The organism is Croceicoccus sp. (genome assembly GCF_983967925.1).
In genome coordinates this window covers 1-16,374 of record NZ_CFETID010000040.1, presented here as the reverse complement: position 1 = coordinate 16,374, position 16,374 = coordinate 1, and the positions used below count along the sequence as shown (strand labels likewise).

The following is a 16,374-nucleotide window of genomic DNA, read 5'->3' as shown; positions in this document are numbered from 1 at the left end:
TTTCGTCGCCTCGGGAATCCCCAAAATGAGTCAGCCTCAGCGCAGGCTGGTATTACGCCATTTACCAAAATTAATTCACGCGCTAATTTAGCACCGTCATAACTACTACAATTACGAGAACCATTCCGATGATAGGGACTCCGAAGTGAATGTCCTTAGCGCCGCAGTGGTTGCAAACTGTTACCAGCGGAAATTGCTCACGCGGCTTATCACACCGCCAACATCGCCCATTGTCATACCTAGACAGATTCAATCTCCTTGCAAAAAATTGCACATGAAATCGTATCAAAAATTCTTGTATCAACGGTTAAAATGCAAATATCAGCCGATCACTAAGATACGCGTAAATTACTGAATTTAAAATCAATCTCACTCTATTCTGTTGCGTCATCCCCCTTATCGTCTTGACACTTTGACACTTCGACTGCCCTGAATCAATCTTGCCATAGCCTGATAATATCAATACTTATCAACGGCATTCTGCCTCATATTGCGGATGTCTCAATTGTTAATCTTGACATATCTACTATCATGTTTCGTATCAAGCCTGAAGAGCAATAACTAAGCCAAGGAACTGTGAGAATAATTGGATATTGATCCGTTACTGCGAATGATTTCAGAATTATCTTGGCAGATGCAAGGTTGAGAAATGTCTCGACGTATAGAACGGTTTTGTTGTTCGGTGGCAACACGTTGCTGTTGCTTGAACTCCCCGAATATCAGGCGGGGTGGTAAATGACGCTCGGCAATCGCCCAGTCCAACTCCCGCGCAACCCGCAGGCCCGAGATCAAGATGTCGGCGATAAGCCGGACACACTCTCGGGTGAAGTCATCGACCACCGCAAAAATGCGAAATCGGCGCCCACAGGCGAAGGCATCCGACACGAAGTCGAGCGACCAGCGCTGGTTGCCACTCTGTGGGATCGTCATCGGTGCCCGCGTGCCAAGCGCCCGTTTGCGACCGCCACGCCTGCGCACCTGCAGCCGTTCCTCCCGATATCCGCCGGCAATGGCGGCAGGAAAAAGCCAGGCCATTGGTCGACGAGTTACGCTCGGCGATCGATGATGCGTTGCGCCGGCTATCGCCCCAGTCTGCAATGGCCAAGGCGCTGACCTATGGCCGCAAGCGCTGGATTGCCCTCACGCGTTTCATCGATGATGGACGGGCCGAGATCGACAACAATATCGCCGAACGCGCGATGCGCAGCGTTGCGATAGGCCGCAAGAACTGGTTGTTCGCTGCCTCCAAGGCTGGAGGAGAGCGCGCCGCTGCTATCTATTCCGTCATCGAAACCGCGAAACTTAACGGCATCGAGCCGCAGGCCTATATCGCCGACGTCATCGCAAAGATTGCAGACGGATGGCCAGCCTCTTGCTGGGACGAACTCATGCCTTGGAACTGGGAAAATCCCAAGCGACCGTTGATCGCCGAAGCCGCATAATCGGCGGCCTCCACGCCACGCTTACCGCTTACCCACGCTTACGCGGCGGCGAATACATTTGTGGTATCGGACGGCCGAACGCCCATCTGTCCCAAATTGAAACGGCAGCATTTCATGAGCGCCCTGAGGTTTTTGATTTTAATTACACGAGCGATGCGAACACGGACACGATAGATTTTTTACACGGAATGGTGTGTTTTGAACCATCTGCGCAAAAACGAAATTTCCTGACGACCGCTCGGGCTGATCGCCAGCAATGCGGTCACAATCGGAACGTAAGTTGCCGCCCCTGCGATAATAGCAAGCACTAGGCTTCGTACGGGCGCGCAGGGGTCTACAAAATAGGTGGCAGCGCAGAAGCACAAGGCGGATGCAATCAGCTTAGCTAAGAGCGTTGACCAGCTCACTGAGCCTGGGAGGTGCATGCGAAGTTGAAACAGCGTAATCGCCGCGACAGCGGCTTGCGACACGATCCTAGCCGTCGCAGCGCCATTGAAGCCAAAGCGCGGTAGCGCCCAGATCGTAACAACAATCGTCAACACTGCACCCACGATCCCGCTCAGGATCAGGCTGGTATTCTTTTCGACCAGGTTTAGCACATTGGAGCAGACAATCGTGGTTGAGGACGCGGCAGCCGCGAGGCCAAGCAGCACGGCGACGCCCGAGGCATCCGCGAACTCTTTGCCATACAACAAGGCGATCAAAATGGGTGCCAATGCCGAAATGCCGAAGCAGATCGGATAAAGCGCCAGCAGAAGGATACCGACGGTCAGGCGGCTGACATCCTGCAGGGTGTCATGCGCTTGTTTGGCCGTGAGCCGTACGAGGTTCGGTAGCAATCCGTTGCAGATCATCTGGCAGAGCTGCAAAAGTAGCGCTGCAAGCGTTGCCGCCGCCGCAAACACGCCTAGTGCCTTGGAATCGATATAGAGCCCGACAAGAAACAAGTCGGCCCTGCTCCATATTAAAGGCGACAAGAGCGAGGCGAGCCAAAGACTGTTCGCATATCGTGTGACCCGCGTTCGTACTTCTGGTGATGGCGAACCGGTCATGTGGTAATTGCGCACGAGTACGGAGGCGAGCGGCACGCTTCCTACAATATATCCCGCCAGCGCACCGACGCCTCCAAATGCCAGGGAGAGGCCGAGCACGCAGATAATCTGAAGCAGCATGCCAGACAGGCACAACAATGCGATCCGAGAAAATTCCCGTCGCGCACGAAGCTTATTGTATGCGAACGCGTAAGTCATGTGGATGATGAAACATACGACTATCAAGCTGTAGAAGGACACCGGTTCGACGACGCCACCGGTATATTGGTCAAGCCTATCCCGCCAGTAACTGACATACGCAAGGCCGAGTACGATGCAGCCAGCTATAATGGCCCAAAGAAACCGACGGAAGACCAATGCTTCGATCGATTGCGCTAATTCCGGACTTTCGCTCTCTTGCGCTTCCGGGATGAATCGAGACTGGGTTGCTGCGAGACCGAGATCGAAAATGGTCGTGGCGAAAAAGACGATCCACAGAGCAATCGCGATGCTGGCGGTGCCATGCACGCCAAGCGTCCTGGCGACGATGATTGAGGAAAAGAAGCCTGCAGCCGAAGTGAAGATACCGGCGCCGATACTCTGCAGAATATTGGCCAGCAGCGAGTTTTTTGAAACGTTTTGCCCCATCTTACGCAATCCGGCGTCAGTAATCGGAATTCAGCCAAGATCAGCCATGATAACCAGTGGCCGGGAAGGCAAGTTCGCCCCTGCCAGTTCCACAATCGCTTGCAGCTCTCGCAACGACGACTGATTACGACGTATGACCACGATTGCCTGGTCCGCACCGGAGGCGATCTGTATCGAAGCGCGCAAATTCAATGTGGCCGCATCGACAATGATGAGATCCGTGGATTTTGCGAGAGAGCGAAACCGGTCGGCGACATTCACCTGATAAAGCATTGCGCAAGAATGGCTTGAATCTGAGCCCGCCGGAATAAGCGAAAGACCACCGTCACCGATCTGAATGATATCGTCAAAAGCCGCTTTACCAAGCAGGGCACTGGCAAGACCCGGCGTTTGTTCACAGCCGAATGCCTCATGCTGGGACCCACCATCTATGTTGGCGTCAACCAAAAGAACCGACAATTCAACGATCCTCGCAAAACGGGCAAGCTCGGCCGCTAATGCACTGGTTTCAGCATTGGCGCTGACGCCGAATAAAACGACAATGTTTGGACCGGACTTGGGCGCACCTGCCCAAAATTGGAGCAACTGTTCACTGAAATCTTGGGCAAATCCCGAACCGTTTTCGAGGCTGTCATCTATCTTGCTATGAAGCATGAGTGTGGACCGAATTTAGGGCAAAAGCCAGGGTATCAGCGACGGAATAGATTGTTCCGATTAATTGACCGGACGTATTCGGGCGGAGATTGGTCAGTGATCGAACTCTCGGGTCTCGATACTCCATCGCGATGGCGGATACTGCCCCACCGAGCAAAGCCAACAAAATGCCCAGTAAGAAGATCACCGGAACGTTCGGACTTGACGGTTTGAGTGCGGGCACCGCGAGGGAAAGGACGCGGACATCGATGACCGGCACGCTCTGCTCAAGGCGATTTCGATCCAGACTCTGCGCAAGCTATTCATAACGCTGCAGAGCACGATTGGCATCAGCTTGCAGCAGAATCAGATAGCTCCTGTTGGAATTGAGCAAAACCATGCGCGACTGCTGCTTTCGGTACAGCCCCTCAAGTCCGGCACGGCGGGCATTAGCAGCCTTTTGACGGAAAGCGATTTTCCAGCCACACCCGTTTCTTCCGAGAGCCCCTGGCGCAAGCGTGCCAGTTCGGCCACTGCCGCACGCATCGTGGGGTGCTCCCGCGTTCTCACATGAGCGGCAGCCATAGCGCGGGCGCCGGGTGACCAGCCCGCGGAACGTGGTGGAAACGACATCGAGGCGTTCGGCAACATCCTCACCGATCTGGTGCAGCGCGCCGCCGCAGCAGGGGCAAACCTTCTCGTGGACATCGACGACCTGCTCCATCCGCTCGAGATGGGCGGGCAACGCCCCGCGGTTGGTCTTGCGGGGGCGCTCGCTCTTGGTTTTGGCCGTTGCGACGTCACGTGCGGCATGCTCACTGCCCAGTGCCGTCTCGATATCTTCGAGGGCGAGCTCGAATTGATCGGGATTGAGCTGCTCGGACTTGCGGCCAAAGCGATGCCGCTGGAAGGCCTCGAGGATCGCCTGCAGCCGTTCGATCCGGGCATCGGCCTTGCCCTTGGCATCGCTCAGATCGGCCAGTGCGCGGGCCTGTTCGAGGACGAGCGCGCGCAGCGCGTCAACGTCATCGGGAAGGTTCGCTTCAAGGAGCATGAGCCAGTTGAATCAGGCCCGACGCACCCCGTCATGCGGCAGTCTGGGGCGCGATCGGGCGGCGTCCGCCATGCACGCGGCGCCAGTCCAGACCCTCCAGCAAAGCGCCGATTTGGGCAGCGGTCAGCCGCATAACGCCTTCCTGGATGCGGGGCCATTGGAAGGTGCCTTGCTCCAGCCTCTTGGCCATCAGGCACAGTCCCGTTCCGTCCCACCAGACGAGCTTGATCCGGTCAGCACGCTTAGCGCGGAACACGTAGATCACGCCAGAATAAGGCTTGTTGCCATACTCTGCCGCGACCAGTGCCGCGAGCGAGTCCGCTCCCTTGCGGAAATCCACAGGCCGGGTTGCCACCATCACTTTGGCGCCGGGTGCCGGACCGATCATCGTTGCACCTGCAGTGCCTTCAGAACGGCGACCGCCAAACCGGGCTTTGCTACGCGTCCAATCCGCACCACTGCGCCTGCTACCTCGACTCGATAGCCACGTCTTCATGCAAGGGCTTGGGGCAGTCCGCAACCACAAGGATGAAAGCAGGTCCGGTCTCGTGTTCAACTGGCCGGCTCGCTTCAAGCGTATACCGCAGCTCGCGCCGTCACGTGTAGGCGCGGGTAGGGATAGACGAGAGCGTTGAACACTGATCCCATCTGTTTTCCACGTTGAGATCCGGCTTTGGCGCAGCGTTCGATAGATCAGAAGCAGTTCAGTTGTGCTGGGCGAACACGACACTCATCCTCGCTCGACGAGCTTGGCAAGTTGGTCGACTGGAACTCTTTCGCGATACTTCTCGATCCGCTCTATCCATCGACTAGCTGTGAGCCTGCCTGGCCGCCAATCGCGATATTGAGGGCGTTGCTTCTTTTGATCTGGTATGATCTGTCCGATGTGATGTTGGCCGAAAAACTAGACGATCGAGCATCCTTTCGTCGCTTCTACGGGTTTTGGGTAACTGAAGCGACGCCGGAGCGTACCGCTTTTGTCCGATTTCGTCAGTTGCTGAGTGCGCACGAGCTTGACCGGACGCTGTTTGAAACTTTGACCATGCAGCTCAAGTCGAAGGCAGTGGCAGTGCAAACCGGCACGCTGGTCGACGCGACCATCATTGCGTCCGCCAGCTAGGGAGACAGCGACGCACGCTGGGTAAAGCACAAGGGAAAGCGGACCGTACATGGCTTCATGGTCAGTGTAGGTGCCGACGCCGGTACAGCGTTGGTCGAGGAGGTTTCGGTCACCTCCGCCAGTATCAATGACGACAACGCAGGTCGAGAAGCGTTGCCTGACAATCGCGGCGAGGTCTTGGCCGAAAGCGCCTTTTGCGGCAATCACTTTTGCGATGCCATGTAGGCGAAGGGCGGCGTACCCTGGATCGTCGTCACCGGCATGTGGGGTAGTGACGAACAGGAAACGCTATGTAAGCTTCAAGAATGGAACCAACCGATCCATCGCGTGCGCGGCCGGATTGAGAAGATCTTCGGAACGTGGAAGCGGTGCTACGGTCAGCGCCGAATGCGATGGCGAAGTCTCGCCAAAGCCGCCGTCCAAGTCCACCTCACCGCCATCGCCTACATCTCAAGAGCACCTGAACATTCTCGGAGCCCAGACAAGCTGATGCGGAGTGCGAACGGGCCTCGAGGGGCAGGCCTGAAACGGCTTTTCGGTCCAATTGGCCGATCCCGATCTGCAATTGCTGCGCGTTGCTTCAAGCCGACTGGCAGCCTGCGCCGGTCCTTAGCGCTCAGGCGGCTAAAAACCTTCGAAGTGAACCGTGTGCACCTACCCGCTCACGGGTCTCACAGTGGCTTGCTATCGCTTCCGATTACCGGCTCTGCGCGCGCCAGCGCATGACGGTGCGATCTACAGCCTCCTCCTCGCCACCAGACATGGACCACAACTCGCTGAACAGCGGGTCTTCCGACGCCGGACGCTTGCGTTCCTCGAGATCGTCGAAGGTCACGCGCATGGGAATGGCCGTACCCTCGCCGCAGACGATGCATTCTCGGTTCCGCAGTGCCGGGATCGAGGCAAGGAAGCCGCGCGCGCCTTCGGGCATGGCGGCCTTCACGAAGTCCTGGTCGCGTTCGTTGTTGAGGCGCATCGAAAGGATCGTGCCGCACTGCGACAGCACGCCTTCGGCAAGGTCGGACGGACGCTGTGTGATGAGGCCGAGGCTGATGCCGTATTTACGGCCTTCCTTGGCAATACGCGACAGGATCTTGCCGACAGAGTTGCCATCCGAATTGCGCTCGTTGGGGACGTAGCGGTGCGCTTCCTCGCATACCAGCAGGATCGGGCGGGTCTGCTCGTCGCGGCTCCAGATCGCGAAATCGAAGACCATGCGGCTCAGCATCGCGACCACCGTGCTGGTGATTTCCGAAGGCACGCCCGACACGTCGATGATCGAGATCGGCTTGCCATTGGTCGGCATGCGGAAAATGCGGCTGATGACGTCGGTCATCGTGTCGGCGACCAGCATGCCAGAGAACATGAACTGGTAGCGCGGGTCGGCCTTGATCTCGTCGATCTTGCCCTTCACGCGCAGGTAAGGCGCGGTGTTGGTCGCCTTGTCCAGCTTGCCCATGTCTTCCTGGATCGCGTTGGTGAGGTCCGACAGCAGATAGGGAATGGGCGAATCGACGGTCAGCTTGCTCATCCCGCCGGCCATCTTGTTCTTGCTGCGCGCCTTCAGCAGGCAGCGCGCAAGGATGTCAATGTCGGCCATGCGGTCCGAGCCTTCGGAATTGACGAACACTTCGCAGTGTTCTTCGAAGTTCATCAGCCAATAGGGCATGCGCAGGTTCGACACGTCGAGCAATTCGCCAAAGCCCCGGAACGCGGCGTTATATTCGCCGTGGGGGTCGATCATCACGATGTGACCCTCGGGCGCGGCCTCGCAGATCCGATGGAGGATCAGCGCGGCGCTGGTCGACTTACCGGTACCGGTCGATCCCAAAAGAGCGAAATGCTTGCCCAGCATGGCGTCGATATAGAGGCCCGCGCGGATTTCCTTGGTGGGGAACACCTTGCCGATCTGGATATTGGCCCGCCCGTCCGAGGCATAGATCTGCGCAAGGTCGGGATTGGTCGCGGCATAGACCTCCGCGCCGGGGATCGGGTAGTTGGTGATGCCTCGGGTGAAATTGCGGACCCGTCCGGTCAGCTTCTCTTCCTGCCCCTCGCCCAGAAAGTCGATTTCGGCGATGATCTGGCCGGTGCCGCGATCCAGCGACTGTGTGCGAACGCTGGCAAGCAGCCAGATCTGGCCGACGCGCACCTTGATCTGCGAGCCGACGAGACCCGCGAGCTGCACCGTCGGATCGCTGTCCTCGCGGCACTGCATCAGCCGGTCGCGCTGCAGCATGACGCGCGACATCGACCCTGCGATGTCGAGCACTTCGCCGATGGGCTTCGACGCCTGGCTTGCCTTGCGCTCTGCGGGTTCGCGCGGCTCGTCCTGTTCGCCAGCTTCGGGTTCGACGTCGCGGATCGTTTCTTTCGGCGCTTCCTCGGGCTCAACCCTGGGAGGCTTCGGCTGGAATGCCGGACGCTGCGGCTCGATCTCCTCGACCGGGGGGCGCGGCGGGTCTATCGGCCGCTCCATCGCCTCGCTACGGGGGGCGGCATATTGCGGGGGCGCACTGGTGGGCCTTGCTTCGTCACCGAAGCGGGGGGCCGCTGGCGATCCTGCGGATTCGTCGTCCATCCTGACATGGGGCCTGGCGGGCTTCATCGTTTCGGGATCGGGTTCGGGCGCGCTGTTGCGGAACCGGTTCAGCCGCGCCATCGCGGGGGAGACGGCGGGGCCGGGATCGGCGCGGCGTTCCTGCGGGGCGGATTCGGCTTCGTCCTGCCCGCGCGACATGTCGGTGGAGCGGCCAAAGGCCGAACGCCGGGGAAAATCGGGATTGCCTGCCGGAGTATTGCCCGGCGGAGAATTGCCCGAAAAGGGCCTGCCCGGAAAGCGGGAAGAATGATCGTTCATTGCAGCGCCTCGCTGAAAGACCGCGATCAGCGGTCCGATGCCTTTGCAAAGCAGCTTAGAACGGCAGGGTTAATGCGGTGCTAATGCTGACCGCGCGGCTGGGGCCTAGCCCAGCGCAAAGATGCGGCCCGCCGCCCAGCCCATGAAGACCGACAGCGCAACCGCCATCAGGCCATAGATCATGCTGAGATTGCGCGACCACAATTCGACGGCACGCTCGAACCCGCGTTTCGTGACCGTCACCTCGCTGGTTGCCGAAGCGATCACGCGGCCATCGGAAATTGCAAAGGTTTCCGCCGTATAGTCGCCGGTCATTACGCTGGAGGGCAAGGGAATGCGCACCTGATACAGCACGCCCTCGCTGATCGTGACCGCGCCTTCATCCTGCACATAGAGGCCGCTCGCCATGCGCTTGGCGACAAGGCCCGCGACGAAGCGGGACACTTCCTCGGGCCGGATCGCGCCGATGGGCGACAATTGCAGCGATTCGAGGCCGAGTTCGTAGATCGCGGCGGTCCGGCTGTCGACGATCTCGGAAAGCGGGCGCGACGAGGCCACTGCGTAATAGGCAGGGGCAGAGCGAAACTGCGCGGAATCGGCATTGATCCACATGCCCCAGATGCGCCGCTTCTCACGCAGGGTGATCGCCTCGGTCGGACCTTTCAGCACGACCACGATGTCATAGGGCACCTCGCCCGTCGCGCGGGTGCCGTCGGGCTGCAGCACCGCGCCATAGAGCAGCAGGTTCGCGCCGGTGAAGCCCTGCCGGACCACGACCTCGTGCTGCGAGATTTCGGGGATGAGGATCGGTTCGCGCGTCTGGGCAAGAACCGGCGAAGCGGCCAGCGCCGGCCACAAAAGGGCAATCGCCAGAAGAAGCGCCCGGACGGTCATAGCGGCGCGACGGTGAATATCTCGCCCGGCCGGAAGGTCAGCCTGACCGCCATTTGCAGCGCCACCGCCAGCACGATCGCAGCCAGCACCGCACGCAGCAGTTCGGGCCGTGCGTCCAGCGCGAATTTCGCGCCGATCTGCGCGCCCGATACCGACCCCAGCAGCAATAGCGCGGCCAGCACGATATCGACCGCATTGGTCGTCAGCGCATGCATCATGGTGGTGGCGATGGTGGTGAACAGGATCTGGAACAGCGACGTGCCCACGACGACAGCCGCGCTCATCCCCAGTCCGTACAGCATCAGCGGGACGAGCAGGAAGCCGCCGCCGATGCCCATCAGCATGGTCAGGGTTCCCACCGCCATGCCCAGCAGGACCGGGGCCAGCGGGGAGATATAGAGACCCGACTTGTAGAACCGCCAGCGGCCCGGAAGGCTGGCGACCAGCGGGTGATGCCGCCGCTTGCTGGGCGCGCGTTTCAGCCGTTCGAACCGGTTGGACAGCAGTTCGGGCACCGATTCCATCGCCATCTTGATCCCGACGCTGCCCAGCACGACGACGTAGAGGATGGCGATGGCGACATCGATCTGGCCGATGGATTGCAGCAGGCGGAACAGCAGCGCGCCGATCCCGGCGCCGACGATCCCGCCGCCCACCATCATCGCGCCCATCTGGTAATCGACCCCGCCGCGTTTGGCGTGGAAGATCGCGCCCGATACGCTGGCCCCGGTCACCTGGCTGGCCGCGGAGGCGGCGGCGACCGTGGGCGGAATGCCGTAGAAGATCAGCAGCGGCGTCGTCAGGAAGCCCCCGCCCACGCCGAACAGCCCCGACAACAACCCCGTCAGCCCGCCCAGCAGGACGATAACGAGGCCGTTTACCGACAGGTTCGCAATGGGGAGATAGACGTCCATGGCGGGCTTATCATGATCCGGGGCGATTCAGCGGCGTGCTGTCGTTCAGTCTATGCAGCAAGCGTGCACCCCTGTCTGCCCACGCGTTGCAAGATTTGCAAAATTATCGCCCCCGGCCGGGGATGGCCCGCGGATCAAAAGCCCGCCGACACGGTCACGACCGGACCCGAGCCCGGCTGCGCATCGCCCGCCACCCGCTCGCGCCATGCGCACCACGGCGGCCAGCCCTTCGCTCCAGCCATATTCGCGGCCCACCAGCACGAAGCGCACCGCCGCCCGCCACGCAAAGGCGATCGTCGTGAAGATCAGCATCCAGTAGATCAGGGGCCGAAGCCGCGCAGGCCTGTACAGGCCTGCCGCCTCGGCGACGAACAGGATCGAGGTCAGCGCCACCAGCGGCCCGCGGCGGTCGCGCAGCCGCATCCAGAACTCCAGCGGGCTGCGGCTCCAGCCAAGCTGCTCCCAGCCGTCGAAGGCGATACCCTGAACCCAGCGCGCCTTTTGCCGGATCGCGGTGTCGAGGCGATGGGGAAAATAGGCCCGGGTAGCGATCAGCGAACCGTCATGCGCCCTGACGCGGACGAAGCTGCCGCCCCGGCCGCCCACTTCATCAGGGCCGATCGCGCCGGCCCGACCGATCAGCATGCCCAGCTCGTAATCCTCGGTCAGGGAGGCGGGATCGAACGGTCCCTCGGCCCTGCCCCGCCGCTCGACGATTCGGTCGAGTGCATCGCGGGAGAATGCGCAGCCGACACCCGCCGCCGGAATGCCCGCGCCAAGACTGGCTCGCACGACCATTTCGCGCGCATGGGCGTCGGTGAATTCGTCGCAATAATGGCCCGACACGAATCGCGAGGCCTCGTGACGTTCGGGCCTGACCGGGATCTGGACGAAATCGGCGCGGTCGAGTTCGGCATCGATCAGCGACAGGGCCTGCGGGTGCACCATGTCTTCGGCGTCGTGGAGCAAGACCGCGCGGAAACGCCGTCCTTCCCGCTCCTCGTCCTGCCGCATCGCCGCGAAGCAGCGGTTCAAGCAATCGCCCTTGGTCGTGGGGCCTGGACGGTCGTTGACGACGATGCGCAGCCGCTGATCATGGCTTCCGTCCTCCCGCCTGCCCGCAGCCCGGATCGCGGCGCGGGTTTCGGGGTCGTTGACATAGCAGCCCACATAGATTCGCAAATCGGCGTGCGGCCAGACTGCCAGCACATGGCGCAGCATCGGGCCGATGACTCGCGCCTCGCGCCACGCAGGAACGTAAAGAGCGATCGGTGCCGACAGTTCGGTGGCAAGCGGGCGATCCAGCTTGCGCGGCCGGATGACCCCCTTCAGCCTGAGCCAAAGCCAGGCGAAGTCGATCGCGAGTTCGTCGATGGCGCCGATGGTGAACCAGAATCCGGCGAACAGCAGCAATTCGAGCCGGACAGCCTCTACGGCGGTGAGAAGCGAAGCCATCCACTCCGCAAATGCGACCATCGACTACCCCCCGTCCGGAAGGTGCGCATTTCCCGATGCGCGTCCTTCCGGTCCGGCCTTAGCGGGGCTTCATTCGGCTAGCAAGCAACCCGGACGGCTTGTCCGGTTATCCGGCCTACCAGCTTCCGGTGTTTTCCATGCTGGCCCACGGCTCGGCCGGTTCGAGATGGCCGTCCTGTAGCAATTCGATGGAGATGCCGTCGGGGGTCTTTACGAAAGCCATGTGGCCGTCGCGCGGCGGGCGGTGGATGACATGGCCCGCATCCGCGATGCGCTGGCACGTCTGATAGATATCGTCGACGCGAAACGCGAGATGGCCGAAATTGCGGCCGCCCGTATAGGTTTCGGGCTGCGATCCATCCTCGGCGGGCCAGTTATAAGTCAATTCCACCTCGGCCACGCCTTCCTGGCCGGGGGCGGCCATGAAGATCAGGGTGAAACGTCCCTTTTCGCTTTCCATGCGGCGGGTTTCTTCAAGCCCGATCAGCTTGAGAAAGTCGATCGTTGCATCCGGATCGGCGACGCGGATCATGGTGTGGAGATATTTGGTCATGCCGGGGATCTAGTGAGCCGTAAGGCCGATGCCAATAGCCGGGAGTCCGTGATCGGCGGCACAGCGGGCGCAAACAACAACGGCCCGCATCCGAAAGGGACGCGGGCCGTGTTCAAGTTGACCTTGAATCCGGACCTGCCCGACCAAGGCCGGGCGCGGCCGGATCAGAAGCTTGCCGACAGGCTGGCGACGATCGTGTCGGTCAGGACCGGGCCGGCGAGCGAGTTGTCGTTGTTGGGGCCTTCGACGCCGACATAGGTGATGCCGGCCTCGATCGGTCCATAGACCGCCATCGAGGCGCCGATCGACCAGTCGAACGCGGTCGTGTCGTCGGTTCCGAAGATCGTGTAGGTTTCGGGCGAGAACGAACCGCTGGTGTAACCCAGATGGCCCGAGACCGAGACGGGCGTGTTGGGAATGCCGAAACCGACATCGCCATAAAGGTACAGGTTGTCGTCGGCGAGATCGCTCGACACCGAATCCTGCTCCCAGTTATAGGCGATGCCCGCCGTCACTTCTGCCGGGCCGAGGGCCGCGGTCACCGAGGCATAGGGCTCCCAGTAGTCGGTGTCGCCCGACGCGCTGGGGTACAGGTAATAGAGGATGCCGACGTCGAACGAGATCGTATCGCTGATCGCGCCGCTGTAGCCGCCGTAGATATCAAGCTCGGTATTGCCATAGCCTGACGAAACCGGATCGAGCGACGATGCCCAGGTGCCTACATAGAAGCCGCTGGAGTGCGCGATGTCGAAACCGCCCTGGATGGCGAAATCACCGCCCGAATAGCTGACGCCGCGGAAACGATAGTCGGTCACCATCGCCACGTTGGCCGAAACCGTGATCTCGCTCTCGTCCTGTGCGAAGGCGGGCGTTGCTACCAGCGCCGAGCCGGCCAGCAACGGGGCGAGCAATGAAGCGCGGAGAAGATTTTTCATAATATCCCTCGATATGGTCCATGGTCCACGCTCCTCCTGACATGCAGCCGCTTTGCCTGTTGTTCGGCAAATGTCGAGAACTGCGCCTGCTGCACTGCAGGCAATTGCTGCAGTGCACAAGGCTAATCTTAACTTTCTGTGTCGATCCGGTCCATTGATGTGGATTTCTTGCAACGCAGAGCTTTCGGGCGCATATAAATTTCCCAGGCGGAAATTATCGGTGAGCGCTTTGGACGTACGGCTTGCCGCAGGATTCAGCGATTATTAACTAGCTTTGATCAATGGCCGAATTCGCAACATGAACTTCTTTCGCGACATATTGGAACGCCAGCGCGGCACGCCCCAGCCCTCGCCTGCCATCCCGGCGGGAGAGCGGGTGTATGCGGTCGGCGATATCCACGGCCGCCGCGACCTGTTCGACCGCATCATCGAGCTGATCGAGGCCGACGATGCTGCGCGCGGCGATGCGGATACCACGGTGATCCTGCTGGGCGATCTGATCGATCGCGGCCCGGACAGCGCGGGGGTGATCCAGCGGGCGCGCGAATGGGGCGCCGCGCGCAAGCTGCGGATGCTGATGGGCAATCACGAGGAGATGATGCTCCGCGCGCTCGACAGCGACGAGAACCTGCGCCATTTCCTGCGCGTCGGTGGGCGCGAAACACTGCTCAGCTATCCGATCCCGCTCAAGACCTATCGCAATGCGTCGCTTCCCGATCTGGCCATGCTCGCGCGCGAGGCCGTGCCGCTCGAAGATATCGAGCTGATCGAGAGCATGGAGGACATGATCCGCATCGGCGACTATCTGTTCGTCCACGCGGGGATCAATCCGACGGTCCCGCTGGAAGAGCAGATCAGCCGCGACCTGCGCTGGATCCGCGAACCGTTTCTCAGCCATGACAGCCCGCTGGATGTCTGCGTGATCCACGGACACACGATCCGCGAGGAAGTCGAGATCGGCCCGCGCACGGACCGGCCCAATCGCATCGGCATCGACACCGGCGCGTTTCGATCGGGCAGGCTGACCGCGATCGGGCTGGAAGGCACCGACCGCTGGTTTATCGAGGCATCGGCCTGAACCGCTACCCGGTCACAGCAGCCTTGCGCCATCGGGCACGGGGGTGTCGGGCGAGAACAGGGTGACCCGGCCTTCCGCATCCGCAAAGCCCAGGGTCAGCACTTCGGACATGATCGGCCCGATCTGGCGCGGCGGGAAATTCACCACCGCCGCCAGCTGCCTGCCGATCAGCGCCTCAGGATCATAGCGCGCGGCGATCTGCGCGCTGGATTTGCGCACGCCGATCGCGGGGCCGAAGTCGATGTGCAGGATCAGGCTGGGTTTGCGCGCCTTTTCGAACGGCTCTGCCGCCACCACCGTGCCGATCCTGATATCGACCTTGAGGAAATCCTCAAAGCCGATCGGATCGGCAGGCGGTGTGGCGGGCCGTTGATCGACGTGCATTCATTCAAGCTCGAGAATGATCGCATCGACGGCGAGCGATTCGCCGGGCTTGGCGTTCACCGATTTGACGATGCCCGATTTCTCGGCGCGCAGGATGTTCTCCATCTTCATCGCCTCGACCACGGCGAGCGGCTGGCCCTGCTCGACCTTGTCGCCCTCGCCCACGTTCAGCGACACCAGCAGGCCCGGCATCGGGCAGACGAGGAATTTCGTCATGTCGGGCGGCGTCTTCTCGATCATGTGCTTCTGATAGCGCGCGACATTGGCGGGCAGCACGCGCAGGCGGTGCCGCGCCCCGCGTGTGGTGAGCGCGAAACCGGCCGGCACGGCCTCGACCTTGACGGTCATCGTCTCGCCGTTCTCGCCGTCCTCGTCCGTATCGAAAACCGCGCTGACCAGCCGCTGGCCGGGGGTGTATTCCATCGCCAGATCGACCGGCGTTCCGTCGACGGTCACCTTGTCTTCCGACAGCACGACCTCGAGCCGCGCATCGCCCAGTTCGACGACCCAGTTCGCAGGCGGGGCAAGGCGGTTTCCCAGCTGCCCCGCGACCCGGCGGGCACGGTCGGCATGGGCGGTGGCGACGAACGTCCCGACGGCGGCCAGCCTGCGGCCCAGCGTTTCATCGGCAGGGGCACCGCCAAAGCCTTCGGGATATTCCTCGGCGATGAAGCCGGTGGTCAGTTCCCCGCTGCGAAAGCGCGGATGCTGCATCACGGCGGACAGGAAATCGATGTTGTGGCCAAGCCCTTCGATGTCGAACGCGTCCAGCGCGGCGATCTGCAGATCCGCCGCCTCGTCGCGGGTCGGCGCCCATGTCACCAGCTTGGCGATCATCGGGTCGTAGAACATCGACACCTCGCCGCCGTCATAGACGCCGTCGTCGACGCGCACGCCGTCGACGCCGCGGCGCCCATTGCCTTCGCCATCGTCGGTCCAGCCCTCGACAGGCGGATCATAGCGCACCAGCCGCCCGGTGCTGGGCAGAAAGCCGCGATAGGGATCCTCGGCATAGACGCGGTTCTCGATCGCCCAGCCGTCGATGCCGATCTCGTCCTGCGTCATGGCCAGCTTTTCGCCCGCAGCCACGCGGATCATCTGCTCGACGATGTCGATCTTGGTGATGGCCTCGGTGACGGGATGCTCCACCTGCAGGCGGGTGTTCATCTCCAGGAAGTAGAAGCTCTCGCCGCTCTTGTCCGCGCCGCTGACGATCAGCTCGACCGTGCCCGCGCTGTAATAGCCGACGGCCCGCGACAGGGCGACGCATTGCTCGCCCATCGCCTTGCGCATCTTTGGCGTGACGAAGGGCGACGGCGCTTCCTCGACCACCTTCTGGTGGCGGCGCTGGA

14 protein-coding genes and 3 pseudogenes are annotated in these 16,374 nt (G+C 61.3%); 4 read left to right on the top strand and 13 right to left on the bottom strand.

The genetic code is table 11. The features are described 5' to 3' along the window. Positions 1-717: 717 nt before the first annotated feature. A pseudogene (locus tag AC4FIJ_RS15370) lies at positions 718-999 on the bottom strand (hypothetical protein); the annotation flags it as partial. Here AC4FIJ_RS15370 and AC4FIJ_RS15365 point away from each other — a divergent pair. Next, positions 990-1,442, top strand: a pseudogene (locus tag AC4FIJ_RS15365) (IS66 family transposase); the annotation flags it as partial. The pseudogenes AC4FIJ_RS15370 and AC4FIJ_RS15365 sit on opposite strands and share 10 nt — an antisense overlap. A gap of 179 nt (positions 1,443-1,621) precedes the next feature. On the opposite strand, the gene AC4FIJ_RS15360 reads toward AC4FIJ_RS15365, so the two are convergent. From AC4FIJ_RS15360 to tnpB, 4 genes and pseudogenes are all read right to left on the bottom strand, one after another. Further along, on the bottom strand, positions 1,622-3,121 hold the full coding sequence (locus AC4FIJ_RS15360; RefSeq protein ID WP_490337522.1) for a lipopolysaccharide biosynthesis protein: 1,500 nt from the start codon (positions 3,119-3,121) through the stop codon (positions 1,622-1,624). Positions 3,122-3,151: 30 nt separating this feature from the next. Next, positions 3,152-3,775 (bottom strand): P-loop NTPase family protein, encoded by a 624-nt coding sequence (locus AC4FIJ_RS15355; RefSeq protein WP_490337521.1) that lies wholly within the window; start codon positions 3,773-3,775, stop codon positions 3,152-3,154. A gap of 538 nt (positions 3,776-4,313) precedes the next feature. Continuing rightward, a pseudogene (locus AC4FIJ_RS15350) lies at positions 4,314-4,808 on the bottom strand (IS66 family transposase); the annotation flags it as partial. A 31-nt stretch (positions 4,809-4,839) separates the two neighbouring features. Then, positions 4,840-5,196: an IS66 family insertion sequence element accessory protein TnpB gene (gene tnpB / locus AC4FIJ_RS15345; RefSeq protein WP_490337520.1), complete on the bottom strand. Its 357-nt coding sequence runs from the start codon at positions 5,194-5,196 to the stop codon at positions 4,840-4,842. A 285-nt stretch (positions 5,197-5,481) separates the two neighbouring features. Here tnpB and AC4FIJ_RS15340 point away from each other — a divergent pair, with 285 nt between their 5' ends. Further along, positions 5,482-5,928: a transposase gene (locus AC4FIJ_RS15340; protein ID WP_490337519.1), complete on the top strand. Its 447-nt coding sequence runs from the start codon at positions 5,482-5,484 to the stop codon at positions 5,926-5,928. Positions 5,929-6,189: 261 nt separating this feature from the next. Beyond that, positions 6,190-6,654 (top strand): transposase, encoded by a 465-nt coding sequence (locus tag AC4FIJ_RS15335; RefSeq protein WP_490337518.1) that lies wholly within the window; start codon positions 6,190-6,192, stop codon positions 6,652-6,654. Here the strand turns inward: AC4FIJ_RS15335 and AC4FIJ_RS15330 are convergent. From AC4FIJ_RS15330 to AC4FIJ_RS15305, 6 genes are all read right to left on the bottom strand, one after another. Next, a complete protein-coding gene (locus AC4FIJ_RS15330; protein ID WP_490337523.1) occupies positions 6,626-8,293 on the bottom strand; it encodes an ATP-binding protein in 1,668 nt (555 codons plus the stop codon). The two genes, AC4FIJ_RS15335 and AC4FIJ_RS15330, sit on opposite strands and share 29 nt — an antisense overlap. A gap of 600 nt (positions 8,294-8,893) precedes the next feature. Next, a complete protein-coding gene (locus AC4FIJ_RS15325) occupies positions 8,894-9,682 on the bottom strand; it encodes a TIGR02186 family protein (RefSeq protein ID WP_490337517.1) in 789 nt (262 codons plus the stop codon). Further along, a complete protein-coding gene (locus AC4FIJ_RS15320) occupies positions 9,679-10,596 on the bottom strand; it encodes a sulfite exporter TauE/SafE family protein (RefSeq protein WP_490337516.1) in 918 nt (305 codons plus the stop codon). The genes AC4FIJ_RS15325 and AC4FIJ_RS15320 overlap by 4 nt, the downstream gene beginning before the upstream one ends. Positions 10,597-10,641: 45 nt before the next feature. After that, positions 10,642-12,051, bottom strand: a complete 1,410-nt coding sequence (locus AC4FIJ_RS15315) for a glycosyl transferase family protein (protein ID WP_490337515.1) — start codon at positions 12,049-12,051, stop codon at positions 10,642-10,644. 136 nt (positions 12,052-12,187) lie between these two features. After that, the gene (locus tag AC4FIJ_RS15310) at positions 12,188-12,625 is read right to left on the bottom strand and encodes a VOC family protein (RefSeq protein ID WP_490337514.1); all 438 of its coding nucleotides are present in this window, start codon (positions 12,623-12,625) and stop codon (positions 12,188-12,190) included. Between the two features lie 164 nt (positions 12,626-12,789). After that, positions 12,790-13,560: a TorF family putative porin gene (locus AC4FIJ_RS15305; protein ID WP_490337513.1), complete on the bottom strand. Its 771-nt coding sequence runs from the start codon at positions 13,558-13,560 to the stop codon at positions 12,790-12,792. Between the two features lie 298 nt (positions 13,561-13,858). Here AC4FIJ_RS15305 and AC4FIJ_RS15300 point away from each other — a divergent pair, with 298 nt between their 5' ends. Beyond that, positions 13,859-14,638, top strand: coding sequence for a metallophosphoesterase family protein (locus AC4FIJ_RS15300; protein ID WP_490337512.1), 780 nt, complete (start codon positions 13,859-13,861; stop codon positions 14,636-14,638). Positions 14,639-14,650: 12 nt separating this feature from the next. On the opposite strand, the gene AC4FIJ_RS15295 is transcribed toward AC4FIJ_RS15300, so the two are convergent. Then, complete coding sequence (locus AC4FIJ_RS15295; protein ID WP_490337511.1) at positions 14,651-15,022, bottom strand: tRNA-binding protein; 372 nt, start codon at positions 15,020-15,022, stop codon at positions 14,651-14,653. Beyond that, positions 15,023-16,374, bottom strand: a 1,352-nt coding sequence (locus AC4FIJ_RS15290) for an ATP-binding protein (protein ID WP_490337510.1), incomplete at its 5' end; no start/stop codon positions are given.